We start from the raw sequence: 24983 nt of genomic DNA, 5'->3' as shown, positions 1-24983 counted from the left end.
CCGAATGACCTTTCGTTAAAGGGGTAGAAATGGTAAACTTTCATTAGAAGAAAATGATCCGAATTGTAAACAGTTCGGACCGTAAGGAGAACAAATGGCTAAAGCAAAAACAAAATTTTTTTGCACCGACTGTGGATACGAATCGCCAAAATGGTTCGGGAAATGCCCAGGGTGCCAGGCTTGGAACTCCATGGTGGAGGAAACGGAAAGCGTAGTCAAAACACAGGGAATGAATGCCCCTATTTTTCATAGTAAAGAAAAGGCACAGTCGATCATAAGTATAGAAAGTGACAAGGAACCGCGCATACTGACAGGTATAGGTGAGCTTAACCGTGTTCTCGGTGGGGGGATCGTACCAGGATCGCTGGTACTAGTAGGGGGAGACCCAGGAATCGGTAAATCTACGCTCTTATTACAGACCTCTCACGCCCTTACAACACAGGGATTGCGAGTACTGTATATCTCGGGCGAAGAATCGGTAAGGCAAACTAAGCTGCGCGCGGATCGCCTCGATGCGTTGTCAACGGAGCTTTATGTACTATGTGAGACAAATATGGAAAGCATAGAAGAAGCGATCGAACAAATCCAGCCACAATTTCTTGTCATCGATTCTATTCAGACCGTATTTATGCCAGAAGTAACGAGTGCGCCAGGCAGCGTGACCCAGGTTCGGGAGTGTACGACAAGATTTATGCGTATCGCTAAGATTCGTGGAATTGCAACAGTTCTCGTTGGTCATGTTACCAAGGAAGGGGCTATTGCTGGACCACGGATGCTTGAACATATGGTGGACTGCGTGCTGTATTTTGAGGGTGAGCGGCATCATACGTATAGACTTTTGCGGGCTGTAAAAAACCGCTTTGGCTCTACGAATGAAATCGGCATTTTCGAAATGGGTGAAGCGGGGCTTACCGAAGTAGAGAATCCATCGGAGCTCTTTTTATCGGAACGTCCGCTTGGCGTGGCTGGTTCTACTGTGGTGGCAAGTATGGAGGGAACTAGACCTGTGCTTGTAGAACTTCAGGCACTTGTTGCTGCCACCCACTTCCCTTCCCCACGGCGAATGTGCACAGGCATGGATCACCAGCGGATGGCACTTATTATCGCTGTACTCGAGAAACGGATGGGCATGTTCCTGCAGAATCAGGATGCATACCTTAATGTTGCCGGGGGAGTAAAGCTGGATGAACCGGCGATTGATCTAGCTGTAGCTATTAGTATCGCCTCCAGTTTTCGTGATATTTCAACAAAACCTTACGACGTTTTCTTCGGAGAAGTAGGACTTACCGGTGAGGTAAGAGGCGTTTCGCGCGCGGAAATGCGCGTTAAGGAGGCCGCAAAACTTGGCTTCCGGCGGGTGATTATGCCTGAAAAGAGCATGAAGGGATGGAAGCACCCGCAAGATATCCAGATTATTGGCGTCAGTACCGTAGCAGATGCACTATCGGTCGCGTTAGATTAGGGGGCACAGGGATATGAAAGAATATAACCAATTAGAGAATATGAATGATCTGCTCAGACTGGCGGCACCGGGTACACCTTTTCGGGAAGGTTTGGAGAATGTGCTGCGCGCTAAGACAGGGGCACTTATTGTCGTAGGGTACAGTCCTGAGGTGATGGACGTAGTGGATGGCGGATTCTCCATTAACTGCGATTTTTCGCCCAATTATTTATATGAGCTAGCTAAAATGGACGGAGCTATTATTCTAAGTGAGGATTTAAAGCGTATATTGTATGCTAATACACAACTTATACCGGACTCCTCTATCTCATCCATCGAGACAGGGATCCGTCACCGGACCGCGGAGCGGGTAGCGAAGCAAACGGGTAAGCTGGTGGTTTCCATTTCACAACGCCGCAATATCATAACGCTATATCAAGGCTCGATACGTTATGCACTCAAAGAGATCGGCGCAATTTTGGCAAAGGCTAACCAAGCGATTCAGACACTCGAGAAGTATAAAGCAGTGCTCACGCAAGGACTGACGAATTTGTCAGCTTCAGAATATGAGGGCATTGTTACCGTTGCTGAAGTAGTGGGTGTTATCCAGCGTGTAGAGATGGTTTTGCGCATAAAAATGGAGATCAAACGCTATATCAACGAATTGGGCAACGAAGGACGCCTGATCAGCATGCAGATGGAAGAACTGGTTGGAAATACAGAGGAAGAAGCATGGCTTCTATACAGAGACTATGCTAAGGAAGAGCAGGAGGATAAAATCCGTGAAATTATCGCCGGTCTCAAACGGATAAGCGATGATGATCTGATGGATGACAACCATATTGCCCGTATATTGGGTTATTCTTCTACGGCAATTACCTCTGAAGAAGTGGTGACTCCACGTGGTTATCGCCTGCTTAACAAAATTCCGCGGCTTCCGAATGTGATCATTCACAATCTGGTGGAGCGGTTTGAAATGCTGCCTAATTTGATGTCCGCAAGCATTGCTGAATTGGATGAAGTGGACGGAATTGGGGAGGTGCGGGCCCGTAATATTCAGGATGGGCTCAAACGTTTACAGAAGCAAGTTCTTATTGACAGGCAAATGTAAATAACATACAATCACGTAATATTGGGGACGTTAAAGGCCAAAGTTAGAAAATTGAGGTGAAGAAATGATACAAAAATCAATTCCGAGTCTTTTTACGATAGGTAATTTGATGCTCGGAATGTTTGGTATCATGATGGCGTTTGACGGTAAGATTAGCATGGCCGCTATCATGGTTATTATTGCTATGCTGTTAGACGGCTTAGATGGTCGAGTAGCTCGCGCTCTAAAATGCGAAAGCGAATTTGGCAAGGAGTTGGACTCCTTATCTGATGTCGTTTCTTTCGGAGTCGCACCGGCCGTTATTTTGTACGTCTCAAGCCTGCAGGATTTGAACTCTGCATTAGGCTGGACAGTAACTGCGATTTTTCCGGTGTTTGGTGCTTTGCGCTTAGCCCGTTTTAATGTTCGTCCGGGAGTTCCGGGTTATTTTATCGGTTTGCCAATTCCTGCTGCAGGTGGTGTACTGGCCACATTAGCTCTTTTTAATAAAGATGTTTCGGCTCCGTTTATGATCGTTGCTACACTGCTCTTATCCTATTTGATGGTCAGCACTGTTAAATATCCTAATTTCAAAAAGATTGGATTGCCGAAAAAAGCGGTGGTTGGAGCGCCAGTGGTTATTGTTGTTGCAGTGGCTGTAGCTGTAGTGTTCCCAGAGCAAATCGCTAAGTTGATCTTTGTCTTACTTGGAATTTACGCATTATACGGCTTTAAGCAAAATATTGATCGGTTGACAGCCAGACGCCGTCATCGTCGTCGTAGCCGTTCAGAGGATAAAGTGTATCACTCCAAGAACGGTTAATCGGTCCAAAAGGTAAGGTAACTGAATAAATTATGACCAAAGGTTTTGTCTTCCCTAGGGGATGGCAAAGCCTTTTTGCATTTCCAGCGCTACCCTAAGTTTATCGTCTTGAAAATTGGAACATACTGGTGAGGAATAGATCCATTTAGGATGAATAAAAAGGAGGTGCGTTAGGTTATGTGGAAAAAAGTGATTTTGTCTTTTGCCTTAATATGTGGTGCTTGGTCAGGTTTTTCGCTATACCATGCGCTCGAAAGAGGATTCCCCAAGGGGATGGAGAAGCTGGGTGAAAGCTTACCTGTTGAAGGAAGCATTTTATTTACGGTGCTGGGTGCCATTATTTTTTTGTTTGCGGGGTCTTTATGCGCGGAATGGGGAGGTTCAAAACTGCGGGAGGCGGTTCACTACTGTTCGCGTATTCCAATGAATGAATTAGCTGCAAGTGCAGCTGGGCTTACAGGGGGGCTTCTGTTATCTCTCCTGTTATACCCTGCAATGATCTGGCTTGGGAAAGCTGGGCAGCTGCTGCAAGTGCCAGCTACGTTAGCTTTTGGATATCTGGGGCTACGGATCGGTTTGGAGAAAAAAGAGGAGCTAGCTGCACTGTGGACATCTGGACGCTGGGGTCAAGCGGCTGAGCCGGAAGGCCGCGGGCTTGAGGAACATAAAATCCTCGACACAAGTGTTATTATCGATGGAAGAATCGCTGACATTTGTAAGACGGGATTTATTGAGGGAACCATTGTCATACCTGAATTCGTGCTTGAAGAGCTCCAGCATATTGCTGATTCCTCGGATCTGTTGAAGCGGAACCGGGGACGGCGTGGGCTTGATATTCTCAATAAAATTCAAAAAGAGCTTGATGTGAAGGTATTGATCTATGAGGGAGATTTTGAAGAAATCTCTGAGGTTGACAGTAAGTTAGTGAAGTTAGCGAAGGTACTCCAAGGTAAAGTAGTCACTAATGATTTCAACTTAAATAAGGTTTGCGAATTGCAGGGTGTTTCCGTTCTGAATATTAACGATCTGGCGAATGCTGTGAAGCCTGTAGTGCTGCCTGGTGAGGAAATCGTAGTTCAGGTCATTAAGGATGGCAAAGAACATGGACAAGGGGTAGCCTACTTAGACGATGGAACGATGATTGTTGTAGAAGGCGGACGTGAATATATCGGGACTACGATGGAGGTTCTGGTCACTAGCGTGCTGCAAACTTCGGCTGGCCGAATGATATTTGCTAAGCCAAAACTTTTGGAAAAAGCGCAATAAGTGAAGATAAAGTGTATGGGGACTGTCCTATGGGTTGGAAATGCCCGCCAAACACGTTATGATGGGATTATACGTGAAAGACAGGAGCCAGATTAATGTCAAACAGTGTGGGCGTCGTCATTGTGGCGGCAGGCAGAGGAACGCGAATGGGAACTGCGGAGAGCAAGCAATATTTGTTACTGCAGGGGAAGCCGATTATCGTTCATACGCTGGAGGTATTCCAGCAGCACGAATTGATCTCTGAAATCGTGCTCGTAACCGGTGAAGAGGATATTGAACGCTGCCGGGAATGGATACAGCTCTATAAGCTGGACAAGGTTAAGGCTATAGTAACTGGTGGATCTGAGCGTCAGCATTCCGTACATAAAGGGTTGTTGAAACTTACGACACAGTGGGTAATGGTACATGATGGTGTTCGTCCGTTTGTACAGCCAAATGAAATTGAGGCTTGCTACGAACGAGCGAAGCAGATGGGTGCTTCGGTTCTTGCTGTACCCGTCAAGGATACGATCAAACAGGTGGATAATGAAGGACAAGTACTGTCTACGCCGGATCGGCGAAGTCTGTGGGCGATTCAAACCCCGCAGACTTTTCGTCTTTCTGATTTGCTGGAGGCTTATGCAGCGGCGGAGCGGGATGGCTTTCTGGGCACCGATGACTCCAGCTTGGCGGAGCGTGCGGGGATTCCGGTTTCTGTGGTAGAGGGAAGCTACAGAAATATTAAGATTACGACACCTGATGATTTGGATTATGCAGAATTCACAGAAAGAAACAGGGGAGAGGGACAATCATGATCGCTGTAGGACAAGGATTTGATGTGCATCAGCTGGTAGAGGGCAGGCCTTGTATTATTGGGGGAGTTACGATTCCTTACGAAAAAGGATTGCTTGGGCATTCCGATGCAGATGTGCTGCTACATGCAGTTAGTGACGCGATTCTAGGCGCACTTGGACTTGGTGATATTGGCAGACATTTTCCGGATACAGATCCAGCTTTTAAGGACGCAGATAGCTTGAAGTTATTAGAAGAGGTATGGGCACTTGCTCGTGAGCGAGGATATAAGCTGGGAAATATCGATTCAACGATTATCGCCCAAAAGCCTAAGATGGCTCCGTACATTCCACAAATGACCGAGATTATCGCACGTGCGCTTAATGCTGACCCGTCCAAGGTGAATGTTAAAGCTACTACAACTGAGCAGCTTGGTTTTGCCGGACGCGGCGAAGGAATTGCCGCACAATCTATTGTCTGTCTACTCCAAGATGTGATATCATCTTGAGATGGTCTAAGTAGTAAATTAAGTTCAACCATATGAAGCGGAGGGAATACAATGACGGATGAAGTCCGGGTGCGTTACGCACCGAGCCCTACGGGACATTTACATATAGGTAACGCCAGAACGGCGCTGTTTAACTATCTGTTCGCCCGTAATAAAGGCGGTAAATTCATTATCAGAATTGAAGATACAGACGTAAAGCGCAATGTCGCTGGTGGTGAAGAGAGCCAGCTTAAGTATTTGAAATGGCTGGGTATGGATTGGGATGAGAGCGTTGATGTGGGCGGAGAGTACGGACCTTATCGTCAGACAGAACGTCTTGACTTATATCGTGTACATTGGCAGGATTTGCTGGACAGAGGTTTGGCTTACCGCTGCTATTGCACAGAGGAAGAGCTGGAAGCGGAACGTGAAGAACAGACTGCTCGCGGAGAAACGCCTCGTTATTCTGGCAAACACCGTGATCTGACTGAAGAGCAACGTTTAGCTTTTGAAGCTGAGGGACGAGTGGCTAGCATTCGCTTCCGTGTGCCAGAAGATCGTACGTATGCGTTTGATGATCTCGTAAAAGGCAGTATTTCTTTTGACACAAAAGAAATGGGTGACTTTGTTATTGTGAAGAAGGACGGAATTCCGACCTATAACTTCGCGGTAGCTGTTGACGATCATCTGATGGCTATTACTCACGTATTGCGTGGAGAAGACCATATTTCCAACACACCCCGCCAGCTTATGATCTATGAAGCGCTTAGCTGGGAGCCACCTTTATTTGGTCACATGACGCTTATTGTTGGCGACAACCACAAGAAGCTCAGCAAACGGGATGAATCCGTTATTCAGTTTATCGAGCAATATGATGAATTGGGTTACTTACCTGAGGCTCTGGTTAACTTCATTTCTCTGCTTGGCTGGTCTCCAGAGGGAGAAGAAGAGATCTTCAGTAAAGAAGAACTTATTTCTATTTTTGATGCGGACCGTTTGTCCAAAAGCCCGGCTGTATTCGATAAAAACAAGCTGGCGCATCTGAATAATCATTATATTAAGCATGCTGATCCTAAACGGATCTCTGCGCTAGCTATTCCACATCTGCAAAAAGCGGGTAAAATACCTGCTGAGCTGAACGAAGAGCAACAAGCATGGGCGGAAAGCCTTGTCGCGTTGTATCAAGAGCAGATGACTGCAGCTTCTGACATCGTGGCGCTATCGGAACTGTTCTTCCGCAGTCACCTAGAATTAGAAACGGAAGCAGCACAGGTTCTGGCTGAAAGCCAAGTTCCTGAGGTATTGTCTGCTTTTCTGGCTAAGGTTGAAGCCTGTCAGGATTTCAGTGCAAGCAACATGGCTGTTCTGATTAAGGAAGTACAGAAAGAAACAGGTCATAAGGGCAAAGCACTCTTTATGCCAATTCGTGTGGCTCTGACCGGACAAACGCACGGACGTGATCTTAATATAACCATTGCTTTGCTCGGCAAAAACCGGGTCATCGAACGTTTGAAATCACAAATTAAGGGCGCTTAAGGTCGTATTTCATACGACTAAACCCCCTTGTCAGTATCTTGTCTTTTGCGCTAAGATAGAATTATATGATAATAGCTGTGATCAGGAGAAGTACGTCCATTGAAGACAATTGCCAGAGAGAATAACCGAGAAAGGGACACCCTTTCGGGCTGGGAGTTATTCATTTGTCCGGGGCAGAACATGCGCCTGTGAGCTGCACGGTTGAATGACCTTTTTAAGGCTCATTAGATCGCGCCGGGAACGTCGCCGTTAATGATGCCAAGTGGAACGAAGAAATTCTGCCGTTTGTTACAATAGCGGCTCATTTGATTCGTTCAAGCAGAGTGGAACCGCGGTTAAACGTCTCTGCAGCATTATGCTGCAGGGGCGTTTTTTGTCTAAATATAAGCAAAAATAATTTTCATACAATACTCTTTGTCTTATATTTCTACGAGATAACAAACCAAGCGAACACTCACCGCATATGTATGATAAGGATGATGGGCCTGGAGACAATACCTTTCTTATGTACCTGTAAACAGGAGATAAGGAAGTTAAGAAGAGAGGAACCGTGATGTTTAAGCATATTAAGTCGGACATTCGGGCGGTATTTGATAACGATCCTGCTGCCCGCAGCTGGTTCGAGGTTGTCTTCACATATGCCGGCTTGCACGCCATTTGGGGTCACCGGATCGCCCACTCTTTTTTCAAACGCCGCTGGTATACAATGGCTCGTATGGTTTCGCAGTTTAGCAGATTTATGACTGGTGTTGAGATCCATCCTGGAGCTGTCATCGGAAATAGGCTGTTTATCGACCATGGTATGGGGATTGTTATTGGAGAAACCTGCGAAATCGGTGATGATGTTATAATCTATCAAGGGGTTACGCTTGGAGGAACAGGAAAAGAAAAAGGTAAGCGACATCCCACGGTCGGCAACAATGTAGTTATTGGTTCCGGTGCGAAGGTTTTAGGATCTTTTCGTATTGGTGACAATTCAAATATAGGTTCGAATGCAGTTGTGTTGCGTGAAGTGCCTAACAACAGTACAGTAGTAGGGAATCCAGGTCGTGTGGTAAAACGTAATGGAGAACGGGTATCCGATCGGCTCGATCATACGAAGATGCCTGACCCGCTTGTCGATTCATTGCGGTTTTTGCAGAAAGAAATCGAAGAAATTAGGGAAAAGCTTGGCGCAGAAGATAAACAAAAAACCGCACAGCGGATAGCAGAAGCTCAGCAGTATATTGGTGACTACGAAATTTAAGCATCCCGGTATTAAGGAATCCGGAAGAACAGAAAGGGCTGGAATAAGGATGGCTTTACAAATATATAACACAATGACACGCAGCAAGGAGCAGTTTGTGCCCCAGGAGCCGGGCAAAGTTAAGATGTATGTGTGTGGTCCAACCGTTTATGGATATATGCATATCGGAAATGCTAGACCTATAATTGTTTTTGATATGGTCCGGAATTACTTGGAGCTGTTAGGTAATGAGGTGCGGTATGTTACGAATTTCACGGATGTCGATGATAAACTGATTCGCAAAGCCGAAGAAATGAACACTACTGTAGCAGAGGTAGCGGAAACTTTTATTGCTGCTTACCGTGACGATCTGGAAGGGCTTGGTGTTAAACCGGCAACCTTGAATCCCCGTGTAACGGAAAGCATGGAGCTGATCATTGGATTTATTAAAGAGCTTGAGGAAAAAGGATACGCATACGAAAGCGGCGGCGATGTATATTACCGCACTTCAAAATTTGAAGACTACGGTAAATTATCTCGTCAGAATCTGGATGAGCTGCAGTTTGGTATCCGTGTTGAGGTGGACTCACGTAAGGAAAAACCGGAGGATTTTGTGCTTTGGAAAGCAGCCAAACCTGGTGAAGTGCACTGGAGTAGCCCTTGGGGAGACGGACGTCCCGGCTGGCATATTGAATGCTCGGCTATGGCGCGAGAGTTCTTGGGAGATACGATTGATATCCATGGTGGTGGACAAGATTTGCAGTTCCCGCATCATGAATGTGAATGCGCTCAGACCGAAGCTCTGACTGGTAAACCACTCTCTAATTACTGGATGCATAATGGATTCATCAACATCGGAGACGAGAAAATGTCGAAATCGCTCGGTAATGGCTGGCTTGTAAAAGACATCCGTGAGCGTTTTAAAGCAGGAGCTATCCGCTATTTCATGCTATCGACCCATTACCGTAACCCGCTGAATTTCTCAGAGGAATCTATGACTTCCGCCGAAAAGAGCGTTGAACGGATCACGCTTGCAGAGAGTAACGTTAAACATCGGCTTGAACTCGCTGCTGATGGTGCTCAAGGTGAGGTCAACTCAGAGATTAATGATAAGCTGTCAGCTATAGTGGCCAATTTCCATGCTAGAATGCAGGATGACTTTAATACGCCTGATGCGATCACGGCTATGTTCGATTGGGTGAGCCTGGCAAACCATACGCTTGCGAATAACGAGGCTGCTCCTGCTGATTTTGCTGCATTACTGCAAGCTTTTGGCGAAATGAATGCTGTGCTGCGTTTGACGCCTGAACTAGAAGAGGAAATTGCAAGTGAAGAAGTTGAACGGTTGATCGCCGAGCGGGTTGAAGCTCGTAAGAATAAGAATTGGAGCCGGTCTGACGAGATCCGTGATGAATTAGGCCGCTTGGGCATATTGCTTGAGGATACTCCACAAGGAATGCGGTGGCGTCGTAAATGAGTGAGGAACGCAAGTTTGATAACGGATGGTTTCCTTATGAGCCTTCCAAACCTGCGCGACTACTTTCGCCTATTGTTCTAGCTTATGTAGGAGATGCTATCTATGAGGTGGCTGTTCGCCAGTATTTAGTATCTCTTCCTAATTTGCGTCCGAACCATTTGCATCGTTCTGCTACAGGGCTGGTATCCGCTAAAGCACAGTGTGCAATTCTGAACTTTTTGGAGCCTAGTCTCACGGAAGAAGAGAAGGATGTCGCCCGTCAGGGAAGAAATGCGAAATCGGGAAGTGTTCCTAAGAATGCGGATGTGCTTGAATACCGTCATGCTACAGCTTTTGAGTGCTTGATTGGTCACTTGTACTACACAGGACAACAGGAGAGAATAGAAGAAATTGTGCACAAGGGTATACAGTTTATGTTGAAACAGCCGTGATAGGCTTTGGCGAAATAGAAAATAGGAGAAGTGAACATGGAAGAAGAATTGAAGACTGAAGAGGAAATATTGGCAGGGAAGCATTCTGTGCTTGAAGCGCTTCGTGCTGGTCGTACATTAAATAAAATTTGGATTGCAGAGACAGCCCAGAAGCATCTGACAGCACCCATCGTTGCCGAAGCCCGGAAAGCGGGAATTGTCATTCAGCATGTGGACAAGCGTAAGCTGGATCAACTGGCACCAGGCGTGCAGCATCAAGGGGTGGTTGCACAAGCAGCACCATTTGCCTATGTTGAAGTGGATGATCTGTTAGCTATAGCAGAAGCCAAAGGAGAACCGGCATTCCTTATATTGCTTGATGAAATTGAAGATCCTCATAACCTGGGCTCGATTCTACGGACGGCGGATTGTACTGGAGTACATGGGGTAATCGTACCTAAACGCCGTTCGGCTCAGATAACTGCGACCGTGTCCAAAACATCCGCGGGTGCTGTGGAGTATGTTCCGGTTGCCCGGGTTACAAACCTGGGTCAGACCATTGACCGTCTAAAAGAGCAGGGAGTCTGGGTAGTAGGAACAGACGTGGATACCGATCAGAATCTATACCAATCCGATATTTTCACGGGTCCGGTAGCTGTTGTAATTGGCAATGAGAATAAAGGAATGGGACGCCTGATTCGTGAAAAATGTGATGTACTTCTTAAGCTGCCGATGGCCGGAAAGATCAATTCATTAAATGCCTCTGTCGCCGCAGGAGTCATTATGTATGAAGTGATACGCCGCCGGCAACAGCAGGGATAGCTATGGCCGACTGGCGCGATGTGCTGCTTGTGGATGGATATAACATGATCGGTGGCTGGCCGGAACTTGTGGCACTGTCCCAGATTGGTATGCAGGAAGCACGCGACCGCTTGATGGATTTGCTGGCAGATTACCAGGCTTTCTCTGGACGAAGAGTTATTGCTGTTTTTGATGCATACCGTGTTCCGGGGTTGGGAAGGTCTTTTGTCCAGGGTAAGGTCCAGGTGTACTTCACCAAGGAAAAAGAAACCGCAGATGAATGCATTGAGCGACTGGTTGGGGAATATAGCAATCGGCGCCGGCAGATCTATGTGGCTACGAGTGATTTTATAGAGCAGCATATTATTTTTGCACAAGGTGCATTGCGAATTTCGGCAAGGGAATTGCATCTGGAAATTGAAGAGAATCAGAAACAAGTAAAAAAAGCTATTGAACCTGGCGGTGTCAGTTCTACTCGTCATTCTTTGGAAGACAAACTGCCTCCCGATGTGCGCAGTAAGTTGGAAAAATGGCGCAGACAGTGAGATCGAGGAAGAATCAGGAAATATTTTATTCCAATTTATGCTATTCTAGATTGATTTTGGACAAACTCCGGTTGACGGTGGAAGGTAACATAATATATACTGATCCTATATTTCGCGAAGTAACGATGTGTCTTGCGTTGCAGCCGGGGGGATTCTTGGTGAGTGTCGACCTCAAGGAAATAATGCTGTCTGAGTATGATTTCATAAGTGATGAAGATATTGTCGAGGCTTTCCGTGGTGGCGACAGTGGCGCATTAGAACACTTGATTAATAAATACCGTAACTTTGTACGTGCTAAAGCCCGCTCTTATTTCTTGATCGGGGCAGACCGTGAAGATATTGTACAAGAAGGAATGATTGGTCTATACAAGGCTATTCGTGACTTTAAAGGTGACAAGCTCTCTTCATTCAAGGCTTTTGCTGAGCTCTGCATTACACGACAGATTATAACGGCTATTAAGACGGCCACTCGTCAGAAACATATTCCGCTGAACTCTTATGTTTCCTTGGACAAGCCCATTTATGACGAAGATTCTGATAGAACACTTATGGATGTCATTTGTGGAACACAGGTTCTAGATCCAGAAGAGCTAATTATTAATCAAGAAGAATTCATTGGTCTTGAAGATAAGATGGCGGAGATTCTAAGTGATTTGGAGCGCAAGGTTCTGATGTTGTATTTAGACGGAAGATCCTATCAAGAGATTGCTGAAGATCTTAAACGGCATGTAAAGTCTATTGATAACGCTCTACAACGAGTAAAAAGGAAATTAGAAAGATATCTAGAAGTACGTGACAATTGATGATATAATGAACAAGAGAGGGCTCGGACATCGAGTTCTTTTTTTTAGTCTTTTTGAAATCACTCGGATAGAATTAGGTGCTTGCACCATAAATTACTATTTGAGCCGATTTTAGTCGTTGCCGTTGAAGGTAGGTTTATACACAGACGGAATACCCCATAATGGTAAGGAAGACAGCGAAGTGTGAGGAAGAGATAGACCCAAAGACAGGGTACGGCCATATGACTACTAAACCCGGAATTACCCAGTGCAGAACGGAATTCTTTCGTTGACACAGACCTTGACATTATGCTAAAGTGTTTTAGGTAGGCCTAAATTCGCGGCTTTTTTTTAGGATCAATATTTGCGTCTTCTAATGTGAATTAGAAGGACGTCTCGGGAGGTGCACATCATGCGGGTAATTATCACTTTGGCTTGTACAAGTTGCAAACAAAGAAACTATGCGACTACCAAAAACAAGCGAAATCACCCCGACCGCATGGAGATGAAGAAATTTTGCAAGTATTGTAACTCGCAAACTCCTCATCGCGAAACCAGATAGTCTGTGGAGGTGTAGTCGGCATGAAACGTAGTTTCAAGTCTATGTTTTCCTTTTTCACTGAGAGCTGGAGTGAACTCAAAAAGGTTCGCTGGCCAAGTCGTAAAGAATTGACCAACTATACATTGATCGTTCTCGGTACGATTGTAGTTGTCGCTATTTACTTCTGGGTTCTGGACATCGGTATTTCCGCTGTGATTGAAGCGATTATTTAGAGAGGTCCCAGGTGGCTTGATATGGAAAAAAGATGGTATGTCGTTCATACCTATTCTGGGTATGAGAATAAGGTCAAAGCCAATTTGGAAAAGCGCGTTGAGTCCATGGGCATGGAAGACAAAATATTCCGCGTTCTTGTTCCTATGGAAGAAGAAATCGTAAACAAAGACGGTAAGAAAAAAACCGTTATGCGTAAAGTTTACCCCGGATATGTTTTGGTGGAAATGGTTCAGACTGATGATTCCTGGTATGTTGTCCGCAATACTCCGGGCGTTACTGGATTTGTTGGTTCGACAGGCTCAGGGTCTAAACCAACAGCTTTGCTTCCGGAAGAGGTAGAACAAATTCTGAAGCATATGGGCATGGTTGAACCTAAAGCGAAGATTGATTTCGAAATCAAGGAATCCGTACGTATTATGGTTGGTCCGTTTGCGAATTTTGTGGGCTCCGTGGAAGAAATTTTGGCTGACAAGAGCAAGATCAAAGTGCATGTTAACATGTTTGGACGGGAAACCCCGCTAGAGTTGGATTTCACTCAAGTGGAGAAAATATAACATAAGCTAGGGTTTCTTGTGGGAGAGCGCTATTGGCGTTCGAAGACCACTATTTTTGCAAGGAGGTGTCACTCATGGCTAAAAAAGTTATTAAAATGGTGAAACTGCAGATTCCTGCAGGGAAAGCGAATCCAGCGCCTCCAGTAGGTCCGGCGTTAGGTCAAGCAGGTGTCAACATCATGGCATTCTGTAAGGAATTTAATGCTCGTACTGCCGACCAGGCTGGCTTGATCATTCCGGTTGAAATTACAGTATTTGAAGACCGTTCCTTTACTTTCATCACTAAAACTCCTCCGGCTGCTGTTCTGCTTCGCATCGCTGCTAAAGTAGAAAAAGGATCCGGCGAACCAAACAAGAAAAAAGTAGCAAAAATCGGCCGCGCTGCGGTACGTGAAATTGCTGAAACAAAAATGCCTGACCTTAACGCTGCAACTGTTGAAGCTGCAATGCGTATGGTTGAAGGTACTGCCCGCAGTATGGGTATCACAATCGAAGACTAGTAGTTTTCGAAGAATCGGTCATTCGTGACCCGCAAGTATGTGGGAGGAATTTCCGCTAACACCACAAAGGAGGAACATTTTCATGGCTAAACATGGTAAGAAATACCAAGAAGCTGCTAAGCTGATCAACAGCGAAGCAACTTACGAGCCTTCAGAAGCTGTAGAGCTTGTGAAAAAGGCAGCGACTGCTAAGTTCGACGAAACCGTTGAAGCAGCAGTTCGTCTGGGTGTAGACCCACGTAAACAAGACCAAGCAGTTCGTGGTGTTGTTGTCCTGCCTCACGGCACTGGTAAAACACAACGCGTGCTTGTATTTGCAAAAGGTGAAAAAGCGAAAGAGGCTGAAGCTGCTGGCGCTGATTTTGTTGGTGATCAAGACATGATCAACAAAATTCAACAAGGCTGGTTTGAATTTGATGTCTGCGTAGCTACACCTGATATGATGAGTGAAGTCGGTAAACTGGGTCGTCTGCTTGGTGGTAAAGGTCTTATGCCTAACCCTAAAGCTGGCACAGTTACATTCGATGTTTCCAAGGCTGTGCAAGAAATCAAAGCCGGTAAAATCGAATACCGTCTCGACAAAGCAGGTCAAATTCACGCGCCAATCGGCAAAGTGTCCTTTGATGCTGCACAATTGAACGATAACCTTAAAGCTCTTATCGACGCTTTGAACCGTGCGAAACCAGCTGCTGCTAAAGGTGTATACCTTAAAGGCATCTCGATTTCTTCCACAATGGGACCTAGCGCTCGTGTGAACACAACCGTCTTCAGATAATTAAGGGTTGACTCTTTGAGTCAATTTTGATAATCTATAACAGTTGTGAAACTTAAGGTATCAATCTTAACCTTGAATATGCTTACCGTAGACAGTAGGTGCCTTAGTGCTTAATTTCCTACCGAGGTGTTGTGATAGAAACAAGAAGTAACGAGCTCGCTCGTATAACTTTCGTTTTATCAAGCCTTCGTGATTCTGCGGAGGCTTTTCTACTGCCTGCGTAGGAGCGGTGAAGCTTTCCTTGGAAAGAACGCCGACACATAAATTTTCAGGAGGTGTATACATTGGCAAATGCAAAAGTAATTCAAGCAAAACAAGACGCGGTTGACGTCGTTACTGCAAAACTGCAAAACAGTCTTTCGACTGTTGTAGCTGACTACCGTGGATTGAACGTTTCCCAAGTGACTGAACTGCGTAAGCAACTTCGTGAAGCTGGCGTTGAGTTTCAAGTCCTGAAGAACACATTGCTGCGTCGCGCAACTGCTGCGGCTGAGTTGAGTGAATTGGATGAAGTTTTGACTGGTCCAACAGCTATCGCATTCAGCACAACTGATGCAGTAGCACCAGCTAAAATTTTGAACGATTTCGCCAAGAAAAACGACGCTTTGAAATTGAAAGGCGGCGTAGTTGAAGGTCGTGTCATTGACGCGGAACAACTGAAAGCACTGGCTGAGCTTCCATCCCGCGATGGTTTGCTGTCCATGCTGCTTAGCGTACTTCAAGCTCCAATGCGCAACTTCGCGCTTGCAGTTAAAGCTGTTGCTGAAAAAGAAGAACAAAGCGCGTAAGCCTTTGACTCTTGCAGCATAATCAATACCACAAATAAATTTAAATATAAAATGGAGGTTCAATCATGAGTAAAGAAGCAATCTTGGAAGCAATTAAAGGCATGAGCGTATTGGAACTGAACGACCTGGTTAAAGCAATTGAAGAAGAATTCGGCGTAACTGCAGCAGCTCCAGTAGCAGCTGGCGGTGCAGTAGCAGCAGTAGCTGAAGAGCAATCCGAATTTGACGTAATTTTGACAGGCGCTGGCGCTTCCAAAATCAACGTTATCAAAATCGTTCGCGAAATCACTGGTCTTGGCTTGAAAGAAGCTAAAGATCTTGTAGACAACGCACCAAAAGCAATCAAAGAAAAAGTAAGCAAAGACGAAGCCGAAGCTACTAAAGCAAAATTGGAAGAAGCAGGCGCAGCTGTAGAAGTGAAGTAATTCCTTCTATTACTGAAAACCCCTTGAACTTGTTCAAGGGGTTTGTTTTATAAATAGAGTTAGTAGGGCGTATATACCAACTGCTAACATAATAGGAAAGGGAGGAAAGAGATGTCGCAACATTATTATTCGCAGCAGCCGGAAGTACGTCATGACAGACGTAGCATTGATACCGTACTAAGAGGCAAAAGCTTTCGTTTTACGAGCGATGCCGGTGTATTCTCTAAAGGGGACATCGATTACGGTAGCCGAGTTCTTATTGAAGCTATGATAATTCCGGACGGTTCAGCGGTGCTTGATGTAGGTTGTGGTTATGGGCCGATTGGATTAAGTGCAGCATACCTAGCTCCCAAAGGACATGTAACCATGATTGATATTAACAGTCGTGCGGTAGAACTGGCGCGTGAGAATGCTCAGCACAATGGAATCCGGAATGTTACGATAATGGAAAGCGATGTGCTCGGCGCATTGAATGAGCAGCAGAAGTTCGATGTGATTCTAACTAATCCTCCGATTCGTGCAGGAAAAGCTGTAGTGCATAAGATTTTTGAAGATGCGTATGAACATTTAAATGAGGGTGGCTATCTGTGGATTGTGATTCAGAAGAAGCAGGGCGCTCCATCCGCAGTGGCAAAACTAGAAAGCTTGTTCTCAATGGTGGAAGAAGTGGGGAAAGACAAAGGCTATCGTATTATTAAAGCGCAAAAATAAAATACAATAGGTTATTGACATGTGATAGTGATAATGGTATTATTATAAAATGTCAGTATTAAGATAGGCTCCATGTCTTTAGTTTGCTGAAATGTCAAGCAATATATTGTCGCCCGGCTAGCGCATGCCGCACGGCAAGTTTTTGCGAGTTGGTTGTCTATGCTCTAACGTAGCAAATGCTGCGTGGTAATAGATAATAGCGCATAAACTATTGCTTGGTGACGTATAATATGTACGTTTTGGGCAAATCTACTTGATAAGGAGTATTTTGGTCATGGATAAATGCGCTCTTTTTTCGAAGATTTCGATAAGGGCTTTTCTTTTATTTATGACTGAATCCTTGTAGTATGGTTCCATTATACGGTTCCAAACAAGGGTTCGCAATCAATTTTTAAGTGAGTAGACATGAGGGGTGAGTAAAGTTGGCAGGACATCTTGTTCAGTATGGTCGACGCACTCGGCGGAGCTATGCGAGAATTAACGAGGTACTCGAGGTCCCGAACCTGATCGAGATCCAACAAAAATCTTATGATTGGTTTTTGGAGGAAGGATTGCGGGAAATGTTTCAGGACATCTCGCCGATCCAGGATTTCACAGGTAATTTGGTACTAGAGTTCATTGATTACAGCCTGGGTGAACCGAAATATACGGTTGACGACGCTAAAGAGCGGGACGTAACGTATGCGGCTCCTCTGCGTGTAAAGGTGCGGCTCATTAATAAAGAGACCGGTGAGGTTAAAGAGCAGGAAGTGTTCATGGGAGATTTCCCGCTGATGACGGAGACCGGCACTTTTATTATTAATGGTGCGGAACGGGTTATTGTCAGCCAGTTGGTTCGCTCTCCAAGCGTCTATTTCAGCACAAAAGTGGATAAGAACGGCAAAAAAACCTACACCGCCACAGTAATCCCGAACCGCGGAGCCTGGTTGGAACTTGAAACCGATGCTAAGGACATTATGTATGTTCGTATCGATCGGACTCGTAAAATTCCTGTTACCGTACTTTTGCGTGCTCTCGGTTTCGGTAGTGATGCCGAAATTCTGGAATTGCTTGGCAATGATGAATATATTCGCAATACGCTGGATAAAGACAACACGGACTCCACGGAGAAGGCGCTTATTGAAATTTATGAGCGTTTGCGTCCGGGCGAACCGCCGACACTAGACAATGCCAAAAGTTTGCTGGTTGCGCGTTTCTTTGATCCAAAACGCTACGACCTAGCTAATGTAGGCCGTTACAAAATCAATAAAAAGCTACACATTAAGAACCGTCTTTTCAATCAACGTCTTGCTCAGCCTTTGGTTGACGACTCTACTGGAGAAATCCTGGCAGAATCCGGCCAAATGGTCGATCGTAGACTGCTTGATGAATTGATTCCATATTTCGAAAAGAATGTTGCCTTTAAAAACTACCGTGTTACTGGTGGAGTTATGGACAGCGAAGATATTCCTCTTCAAACAATTGACGTATTCTCGCCAATTGAAGAAGGCCGGGTTATTAAGCTGATCGCTAACGGCAATATCGACAAATCTGTTAAGCATATTACTCAAGCTGATATTATATCCTCAATCAGCTACTTTATTAATTTGCTTCACGGAATTGGCAATACCGATGATATTGACCACTTGGGTAACCGTCGTCTGCGTTCTGTAGGTGAACTCTTGCAGAATCAGTTCCGTATCGGTTTGTCCCGGATGGAACGTGTTGTACGTGAAAGAATGTCGATTCAGGATGCTAATGCGATTACGCCTCAGGCTCTGATCAATATTCGTCCGGTCATCGCGTCTATTAAAGAGTTCTTCGGTAGCTCCCAGCTGTCTCAATTTATGGATCAGACGAACCCGCTTGCGGAACTTACGCATAAACGTCGTCTGTCCGCCCTCGGACCTGGTGGTTTGACACGTGAACGCGCGGGCTTTGAAGTTCGTGACGTCCATCACAGTCACTACGGTCGGATGTGTCCAATTGAAACGCCGGAAGGTCCAAACATCGGGTTGATCAACTCCTTGTCTACCTTTGCCCGCATCAATGAATACGGCTTTATTGAAGCTCCGTATCGTTGGGTGGATCCGAAGACTGGTAAGGTGACTGAGCAAATTGACTATCTGACTGCTGATGAGGAAGATAATTATGTAGTTGCTCAGGCTAACGTGTTGATCGAAGAAGATGGCACCTTTAAAGAAGACATGGTAATCGTTCGTTACAACAAAGACTCAGACAACATTACAACGATGCCAAGTAATCGTGTCGATTACATGGACGTTTCGCCTAAACAGGTTGTATCTGTCGCTACGGCGCTCATTCCGTTCCTTGAGAACGATGACTCCAACCGCGCACTGATGGGATCTAACATGCAACGTCAAGCTGTTCCGCTTCTAATTCCAAAAGCTCCGCTGGTCGGAACAGGAATGGAACATAAATCCGCTAAGGATTCTGGCGTATGTATCGTTTCCAAGTATGACGGTATTATCGAACGTTCTTCAGCTAACGAAATTTGGCTGCGTCGCGTTGAGACTGTCGAAGGCAAGGAAGTTAAAGGCGATATCGTTAAATATAAATTACACAAATTTATGCGTTCTAACCAAGGTACCTGTATTAACCAACGTCCTCTAGCTAAAAGAGGGGACATTGTTAAGAAGGGTGATATCCTGGCAGACGGTCCTTCCACAGAAATGGGCGAACTTGCTCTTGGCCGTAACGTAGTCGTTGCGTTCATGACTTGGGAAGGTTACAACTACGAGGATGCGATCCTGTTAAGTGAAAAGCTGGTTAAGGAAGATGTATATACTTCGATTCATATCGAAGAATACGAATCTGAAGCTCGCGACACTAAATTGGGACCTGAAGAAATTACGCGCGATATTCCGAACGTCGGCGAAGAAGCTCTGCGCAATCTTGATGAGCGCGGAATTATCCGCATCGGTGCGGAAATCAGTGCTGGTGACATTCTGGTGGGTAAGGTTACTCCTAAGGGTGTAACTGAACTGACAGCAGAAGAACGTCTCCTGCACGCTATCTTTGGTGAGAAAGCTCGTGAAGTACGGGATACCTCTTTACGCGTTCCTCATGGTAGTGATGGTATTATCGTGGACGTTAAAGTCTTTACACGTGAGAACGGCGATGAGCTGCCTCCTGGTGTAAATCAATTGGTTCGTGTCTACATCGCTCAGAAACGTAAGATCTCTGAGGGAGACAAGATGGCCGGACGTCACGGTAACAAGGGTGTCGTTGCCCGTATCCTGCCAGAAGAAGATATGCCGTTCCTTCCGGACGGTACGCCAGTACAGGTTGTTCTTAACCCTCTGGGCGTTCCTTCTCGTATGAACATCGGACAGGTGCTTGAGGTCCATATTGGTATGGCCGCATTGCGTCTGGGAATTCACATTGCAACGCCGGTATTCGACGGAGCGCGTGAGTACGACGTGTTTGATACGATGGAAGAAGCAGGTATGCAGCGTAATGGTAAAACCGTGCTGTATGATGGTCGTACAGGTGAACGCTTCGAACGTGAAGTTACTGTTGGTGTCATGCACATGATCAAACTGGCGCACATGGTTGATGATAAGATTCACGCCCGTTCAACAGGACCTTACTCACTAGTTACGCAGCAACCATTGGGTGGTAAAGCTCAATTTGGTGGACAGCGTTTCGGGGAGATGGAAGTGTGGGCGCTTGAAGCTTACGGTGCTGCATATACATTGCAAGAAATTTTGACCGTGAAATCCGATGACGTGGTTGGTCGCGTGAAGACGTACGAATCCATTGTCAAAGGTGAAAATGTACCGGAACCAGGTGTTCCTGAGTCGTTCAAGGTATTGATCAAAGAACTGCAGTCCCTGGGTATGGATGTTAAGATTCTTAGCGGTGACGAGCAGGAAATTGAAATGAGAGAATTGGACGATGAGGACGAGACGTCAGGCGACAAACTAAGCCTCAATTTAGAAGGTTCAGAAGTCGGAGTAGAATAATCAAGCTGGAGCTTAAAAGTTCCATTTTATAAAGGACCGCACGCCCTCTTTTGATGTAACAGTCAGAAGAGGGCAAAGCGGTACTAAATCAGGATTAGGTTAAGGAGGGTTGCTCCTTGTTGGACGTTAACAATTTTGAATTTATGAAAATCGGACTCGCTTCTCCGGAGAAGATTCGTTCATGGTCCCGCGGAGAAGTTAAGAAACCGGAAACCATTAACTATCGTACGTTGAAACCGGAAAAAGAGGGTCTTTTCTGTGAGCGTATCTTTGGACCACAAAAAGACTGGGAATGTCATTGCGGTAAATACAAACGTGTCCGTTATAAGGGCGTAGTCTGCGACCGTTGTGGCGTTGAGGTTACCCGTGCTAAAGTTCGTCGTGAACGTATGGGTCACATTGAATTGGCTGCTCCGGTATCTCATATCTGGTATTTCAAAGGTATCCCAAGCCGCATGGGGCTTGCACTAGATATGTCTCCAAGATCACTTGAAGAAATTATCTATTTCGCATCTTATGTTGTAACGGATCCAGGTGAAACTCCACTGGAAAAGAAACAACTTCTGTCCGAGAAAGAATATCGTAGCTACCGTGAAAAATACGGTTACGGTTTCCAAGCCGGCATGGGTGCTGAAGCTGTTAAAAAGCTTCTTCAAGATATCGACATTGATAAAGAGCTGGAATTCCTCAAAGAAGAACTGCGTACGGCCCAAGGCCAACGCCGTAACCGGGCGATCAAACGTCTGGAAGTCATTGAAGCATTCCGTAACTCCGGCAACAAGCCTGATTGGATGATCATGGATGTTCTTCCGGTTATTCCTCCGGAGCTTCGTCCGATGGTTCAGTTGGATGGTGGCCGTTTTGCTACGTCTGATTTGAATGATCTCTATCGCCGTGTTATTAACCGGAACAACCGTCTGAAAAGACTGCTTGATCTCGGTGCTCCTGACATTATCGTGCAGAACGAAAAACGGATGCTCCAGGAAGCTGTCGATGCTCTCATCGATAACGGCCGTCGGGGACGTCCGGTAACCGGTCCTGGTAACCGTCCGCTTAAATCGCTCAGCCATATGCTGAAAGGTAAACAAGGACGTTTCCGCCAGAACTTGCTCGGTAAACGGGTTGACTACTCTGGACGTTCCGTTATCGTAGTAGGACCGTACCTTAAGATGTATCAGTGCGGACTTCCTAAGAAAATGGCGTTAGAATTGTTCAAGCCTTTTGTTATGAAAGAATTGGTCAATAAGGGTCTTGCCCACAACATAAAGAGCGCGAAACGTAAAGTTGAACGCGTAAGTCCTGAAGTTTGGGATGTACTCGAAGAAGTAATTAGAGAACACCCAGTACTTCTAAACCGCGCACCAACACTTCACCGTCTCGGTATTCAAGCATTTGAACCGATCTTGGTGGAAGGTCACGCTATTCGTCTTCACCCACTCGTATGTACGGCGTACAATGCCGACTTTGACGGTGACCAAATGGCGGTGCACGTTCCTCTGTCTGCAGAAGCTCAAGCGGAAGCACGCATTCTTATGCTTGCATCTGGTAATATCTTGAACCCTAAAGACGGTAAGCCAGTTGTAACACCTTCCCAGGATATGGTCCTTGGTACTTTCTACTTGACCATGGATAACAAGGAAGAAAAGGGTAGTGGTATGATTCTGCGTACCGTTAACGAAGCTGTATCAGCTTACCAACGCGGAACTGCAGGACTTCATGCTCGTGTTGCTATTCCGGCTAAAGCACTTGGCAAAACATGCTTTACGGAAGAACAACAAAATGCAATGTTGATTACTACGGTCGGTAAGATCATTTTTAATGAAATCTACCCAAGTAGTTTCCCTTATATCAACGAAGCAACCAAAACTAACTTGCTGCACGGCACACCAGAGAAATACTTTATCTACGAAAAAGGCGCGAACATTCGCGAGCTGATTGAATCCGCTCCAGAAGCCAGTGCTGTAGGTAAAGAATATCTGGGTCTGATTATTGCTCGTTGTTTTGAAACTTATCACACAACCAAAACTTCTATGATTTTGGATAAAATTAAACAACTCGGATTCACTTACTCCACACGTTCTGGTGTTACAGTTGCCGTGTCGGACGTTATTGTCCCTGAGGAGAAAGTTACCATCCTGAAAGAGTCTGAAGCTAAGGTTGATGTGGTTGCTAACCAATATCGCCGTGGTTTGATCACCAATGACGAACGGTATGACCGTGTTATTGAGATCTGGTCGAAGACTAAGGATGATCTTACGAACATCCTGCTTAAGTCGATGGACCGTTTCAACTCTATCATGCTCATGGTTGACTCTAAAGCGCGTGGTAACAAATCGCAGATCACTCAGCTGGGTGGTATGCGTGGTCTGATGGCAACACCTTCAGGTCGGATTTTCGAATTGCCAATCAAGGCGAACTTCCGTGAAGGTCTTACCGTCTTGGAGTACTTTATCTCCACTCACGGAGCGCGTAAAGGTCTTGCCGATACCGCACTTCGTACCGCTGACTCAGGGTATCTGACTCGTCGTCTTGTTGACGTTGCCCAGGACGTTATTGTCCGTGAAGAAGATTGTGGAACCGATAAAGGCTTCACAGTTAGTCGTATTCAGGATGGTAAAGAAGTTATCGAAGATCTGTATGACCGTATTGAAGGTCGTTACTGCTTCGAAACTGTTCGTCACCCAGAAACAGGCGAAATCATTGTTCACCGCAATGATTTGATTGACTCCGATAAAGCGGAGGCAATTGTAAACGCAGGTGTAACTAAGCTGCAAATTCGTTCTGTACTGAGCTGCCGTGCCCGTCATGGTGTTTGTAAGAAATGTTACGGACGTAACTTGGCAACTGGTAAACACGTTGAGATTGGTGAAGCAGTTGGTATTATTGCCGCACAATCTATCGGTGAACCAGGAACCCAGCTTACAATGCGTACGTTCCATACCGGCGGTGTTGCCGGTGATGACATCACTCAAGGTTTGCCGCGTATTCAGGAGTTGTTTGAAGCTCGTAACCCTAAAGGTCAAGCTACAATCAGTGAGATTGATGGCGTAATCAAGGAAATCCGTGAAACCAAAGACCGTCGCGAAATCGAGGTTCAAGGTGAAGCAGAATCCAAGACTTATTCCATTACTTATGGTTCACGTCTACGTGTTAGCGAAGGCCAAGAAATCGAAGCCGGCGATGAGCTGACAGACGGTTCGATTGACCCTAAAGAAATGCTGCGTATCAAAGGGATCCGTGGGGTACAAAACTACATTCTGCAAGAAGTACAGCGTGTATACCGTAACCAAGGCGTTGAGATCAATGATAAGCACATTGAAGTTATGATCAAGCAAATGCTTCGGAAGATCCGTATCATTGACGCAGGTGACACAAGTCTGTTGCCAGGTGCATTTGCGGATATTCATGAGTACGAAGGTGCTAACAAGGAAGCTATCTTGTCTGGTAAAGAGCCTGCTGTTGCTAAACCAGTCTTGCTCGGTATTACCAAGGCGTCTCTCGAAACTGATTCCTTCTTGTCAGCTGCATCATTCCAAGAAACTACTCGTGTCCTAACAGACGCTGCTATCAAAGGTAAAGTAGATAAGTTGCTTGGACTTAAAGAAAATGTTATTATCGGTAAGTTGATTCCTGCAGGTACTGGGATGAACCGTTACCGTAACGTTAAGCTAAGTGATCCGAATGCAGAAAGCGAACTTGAATCTTTAGAGACGGTTCCTGCTGAATAAATTAGCAATCATGGTAGTGTGCTCATGTCATACCTACTCATAGGTGTGGCATGAGTGTTCTGCTGTGTATAATTTCTATAAAAATTGTTGCTGAATTTCTTGACA

23 protein-coding genes and 1 other annotated feature are annotated in these 24983 nt (G+C 45.6%); all 23 genes read left to right on the top strand.

The window, feature by feature from the left end; all coding sequences use genetic code 11:
- Nucleotides 1-94 precede the first annotated feature (94 nt).
- The 23 genes from radA to rpoC all read left to right on the top strand — a co-directional run bounded on the left by radA (nucleotide 95) and on the right by rpoC (nucleotide 24878).
- Nucleotides 95-1462, top strand: a complete 1368-nt coding sequence (radA, locus tag NST94_RS27070; RefSeq protein WP_036680472.1) for a DNA repair protein RadA — start codon at nucleotides 95-97, stop codon at nucleotides 1460-1462.
- Between the two features lie 13 nt (nucleotides 1463-1475).
- A complete protein-coding gene (gene disA / locus NST94_RS27065; RefSeq protein WP_036680475.1) occupies nucleotides 1476-2552 on the top strand; it encodes a DNA integrity scanning diadenylate cyclase DisA in 1077 nt (358 codons plus the stop codon).
- Between the two features lie 64 nt (nucleotides 2553-2616).
- Nucleotides 2617-3354: a CDP-diacylglycerol--serine O-phosphatidyltransferase gene (gene pssA, locus NST94_RS27060; protein WP_036680477.1), complete on the top strand. Its 738-nt coding sequence runs from the start codon at nucleotides 2617-2619 to the stop codon at nucleotides 3352-3354.
- A gap of 177 nt (nucleotides 3355-3531) precedes the next feature.
- Nucleotides 3532-4620, top strand: a complete 1089-nt coding sequence (locus NST94_RS27055; protein ID WP_036680481.1) for a PIN/TRAM domain-containing protein — start codon at nucleotides 3532-3534, stop codon at nucleotides 4618-4620.
- Between the two features lie 95 nt (nucleotides 4621-4715).
- The gene (gene ispD, locus NST94_RS27050) at nucleotides 4716-5414 is read left to right on the top strand and encodes a 2-C-methyl-D-erythritol 4-phosphate cytidylyltransferase (RefSeq protein ID WP_076130021.1); all 699 of its coding nucleotides are present in this window, start codon (nucleotides 4716-4718) and stop codon (nucleotides 5412-5414) included.
- Nucleotides 5411-5899 carry a 2-C-methyl-D-erythritol 2,4-cyclodiphosphate synthase gene (gene ispF / locus NST94_RS27045; RefSeq protein WP_036680486.1) on the top strand — a complete coding sequence of 163 codons (489 nt, stop codon included), beginning with the start codon at nucleotides 5411-5413 and terminating at the stop codon, nucleotides 5897-5899. The genes ispD and ispF overlap by 4 nt, the downstream gene beginning before the upstream one ends.
- 51 nt (nucleotides 5900-5950) lie before the next feature.
- Nucleotides 5951-7414, top strand: a complete 1464-nt coding sequence (gene gltX / locus NST94_RS27040; RefSeq protein WP_076303342.1) for a glutamate--tRNA ligase — start codon at nucleotides 5951-5953, stop codon at nucleotides 7412-7414.
- Between the two features lie 553 nt (nucleotides 7415-7967).
- The gene (gene cysE, locus NST94_RS27035) at nucleotides 7968-8660 is read left to right on the top strand and encodes a serine O-acetyltransferase (protein ID WP_036680489.1); all 693 of its coding nucleotides are present in this window, start codon (nucleotides 7968-7970) and stop codon (nucleotides 8658-8660) included.
- A 49-nt stretch (nucleotides 8661-8709) separates the two neighbouring features.
- Nucleotides 8710-10116: a cysteine--tRNA ligase gene (gene cysS, locus NST94_RS27030; protein ID WP_076142140.1), complete on the top strand. Its 1407-nt coding sequence runs from the start codon at nucleotides 8710-8712 to the stop codon at nucleotides 10114-10116.
- The gene (locus tag NST94_RS27025; protein WP_076099622.1) at nucleotides 10113-10547 is read left to right on the top strand and encodes a ribonuclease III domain-containing protein; all 435 of its coding nucleotides are present in this window, start codon (nucleotides 10113-10115) and stop codon (nucleotides 10545-10547) included. Before cysS ends, NST94_RS27025 begins: the two co-directional genes overlap by 4 nt.
- A gap of 36 nt (nucleotides 10548-10583) precedes the next feature.
- Nucleotides 10584-11348: a 23S rRNA (guanosine(2251)-2'-O)-methyltransferase RlmB gene (rlmB, locus tag NST94_RS27020; protein WP_076105935.1), complete on the top strand. Its 765-nt coding sequence runs from the start codon at nucleotides 10584-10586 to the stop codon at nucleotides 11346-11348.
- 2 nt (nucleotides 11349-11350) lie between these two features.
- A complete protein-coding gene (locus NST94_RS27015) occupies nucleotides 11351-11872 on the top strand; it encodes an NYN domain-containing protein (RefSeq protein ID WP_036680494.1) in 522 nt (173 codons plus the stop codon).
- 158 nt (nucleotides 11873-12030) lie between these two features.
- Nucleotides 12031-12675 carry an RNA polymerase sporulation sigma factor SigH gene (gene sigH / locus NST94_RS27010; protein ID WP_036680496.1) on the top strand — a complete coding sequence of 215 codons (645 nt, stop codon included), beginning with the start codon at nucleotides 12031-12033 and terminating at the stop codon, nucleotides 12673-12675.
- Between the two features lie 391 nt (nucleotides 12676-13066).
- The gene (gene rpmG, locus NST94_RS27005) at nucleotides 13067-13216 is read left to right on the top strand and encodes a 50S ribosomal protein L33 (RefSeq protein WP_076099620.1); all 150 of its coding nucleotides are present in this window, start codon (nucleotides 13067-13069) and stop codon (nucleotides 13214-13216) included.
- 20 nt (nucleotides 13217-13236) lie between these two features.
- Nucleotides 13237-13428, top strand: coding sequence for a preprotein translocase subunit SecE (gene secE, locus NST94_RS27000; protein ID WP_036680497.1), 192 nt, complete (start codon nucleotides 13237-13239; stop codon nucleotides 13426-13428).
- 21 nt (nucleotides 13429-13449) lie between these two features.
- Entirely contained in the window at nucleotides 13450-13983 is a 534-nt protein-coding gene (gene nusG / locus NST94_RS26995) for a transcription termination/antitermination protein NusG (RefSeq protein WP_036680499.1), read from the top strand.
- Nucleotides 13984-14057: 74 nt separating this feature from the next.
- Nucleotides 14058-14483 carry a 50S ribosomal protein L11 gene (rplK, locus tag NST94_RS26990; RefSeq protein WP_036680502.1) on the top strand — a complete coding sequence of 142 codons (426 nt, stop codon included), beginning with the start codon at nucleotides 14058-14060 and terminating at the stop codon, nucleotides 14481-14483.
- 82 nt (nucleotides 14484-14565) lie between these two features.
- Nucleotides 14566-15258 (top strand): 50S ribosomal protein L1, encoded by a 693-nt coding sequence (rplA, locus tag NST94_RS26985; RefSeq protein ID WP_036680504.1) that lies wholly within the window; start codon nucleotides 14566-14568, stop codon nucleotides 15256-15258.
- Nucleotides 15259-15325: 67 nt separating this feature from the next.
- Nucleotides 15326-15478, top strand: a sequence feature (ribosomal protein L10 leader region).
- 64 nt (nucleotides 15479-15542) lie between these two features.
- Nucleotides 15543-16046 carry a 50S ribosomal protein L10 gene (rplJ, locus tag NST94_RS26980; RefSeq protein ID WP_076099619.1) on the top strand — a complete coding sequence of 168 codons (504 nt, stop codon included), beginning with the start codon at nucleotides 15543-15545 and terminating at the stop codon, nucleotides 16044-16046.
- Nucleotides 16047-16111: 65 nt separating this feature from the next.
- Nucleotides 16112-16471, top strand: coding sequence for a 50S ribosomal protein L7/L12 (rplL, locus tag NST94_RS26975; protein WP_036680508.1), 360 nt, complete (start codon nucleotides 16112-16114; stop codon nucleotides 16469-16471).
- A gap of 111 nt (nucleotides 16472-16582) precedes the next feature.
- A complete protein-coding gene (locus tag NST94_RS26970; RefSeq protein ID WP_076186625.1) occupies nucleotides 16583-17182 on the top strand; it encodes a class I SAM-dependent methyltransferase in 600 nt (199 codons plus the stop codon).
- 422 nt (nucleotides 17183-17604) lie between these two features.
- Nucleotides 17605-21150, top strand: a complete 3546-nt coding sequence (gene rpoB / locus NST94_RS26965; protein WP_038573461.1) for a DNA-directed RNA polymerase subunit beta — start codon at nucleotides 17605-17607, stop codon at nucleotides 21148-21150.
- 116 nt (nucleotides 21151-21266) lie between these two features.
- Nucleotides 21267-24878, top strand: a complete 3612-nt coding sequence (rpoC, locus tag NST94_RS26960; protein ID WP_076130019.1) for a DNA-directed RNA polymerase subunit beta' — start codon at nucleotides 21267-21269, stop codon at nucleotides 24876-24878.
- Nucleotides 24879-24983: the final 105 nt, after the last annotated feature.

The organism is Paenibacillus sp. FSL H8-0282 (genome assembly GCF_037963825.1).
Taxonomy (GTDB): domain Bacteria; phylum Bacillota; class Bacilli; order Paenibacillales; family Paenibacillaceae; genus Paenibacillus_AQ; species Paenibacillus_AQ odorifer.
Note: the sequence above shows the minus strand (reverse complement) of the source record. Positions and strands in the feature narration are given on the sequence as shown.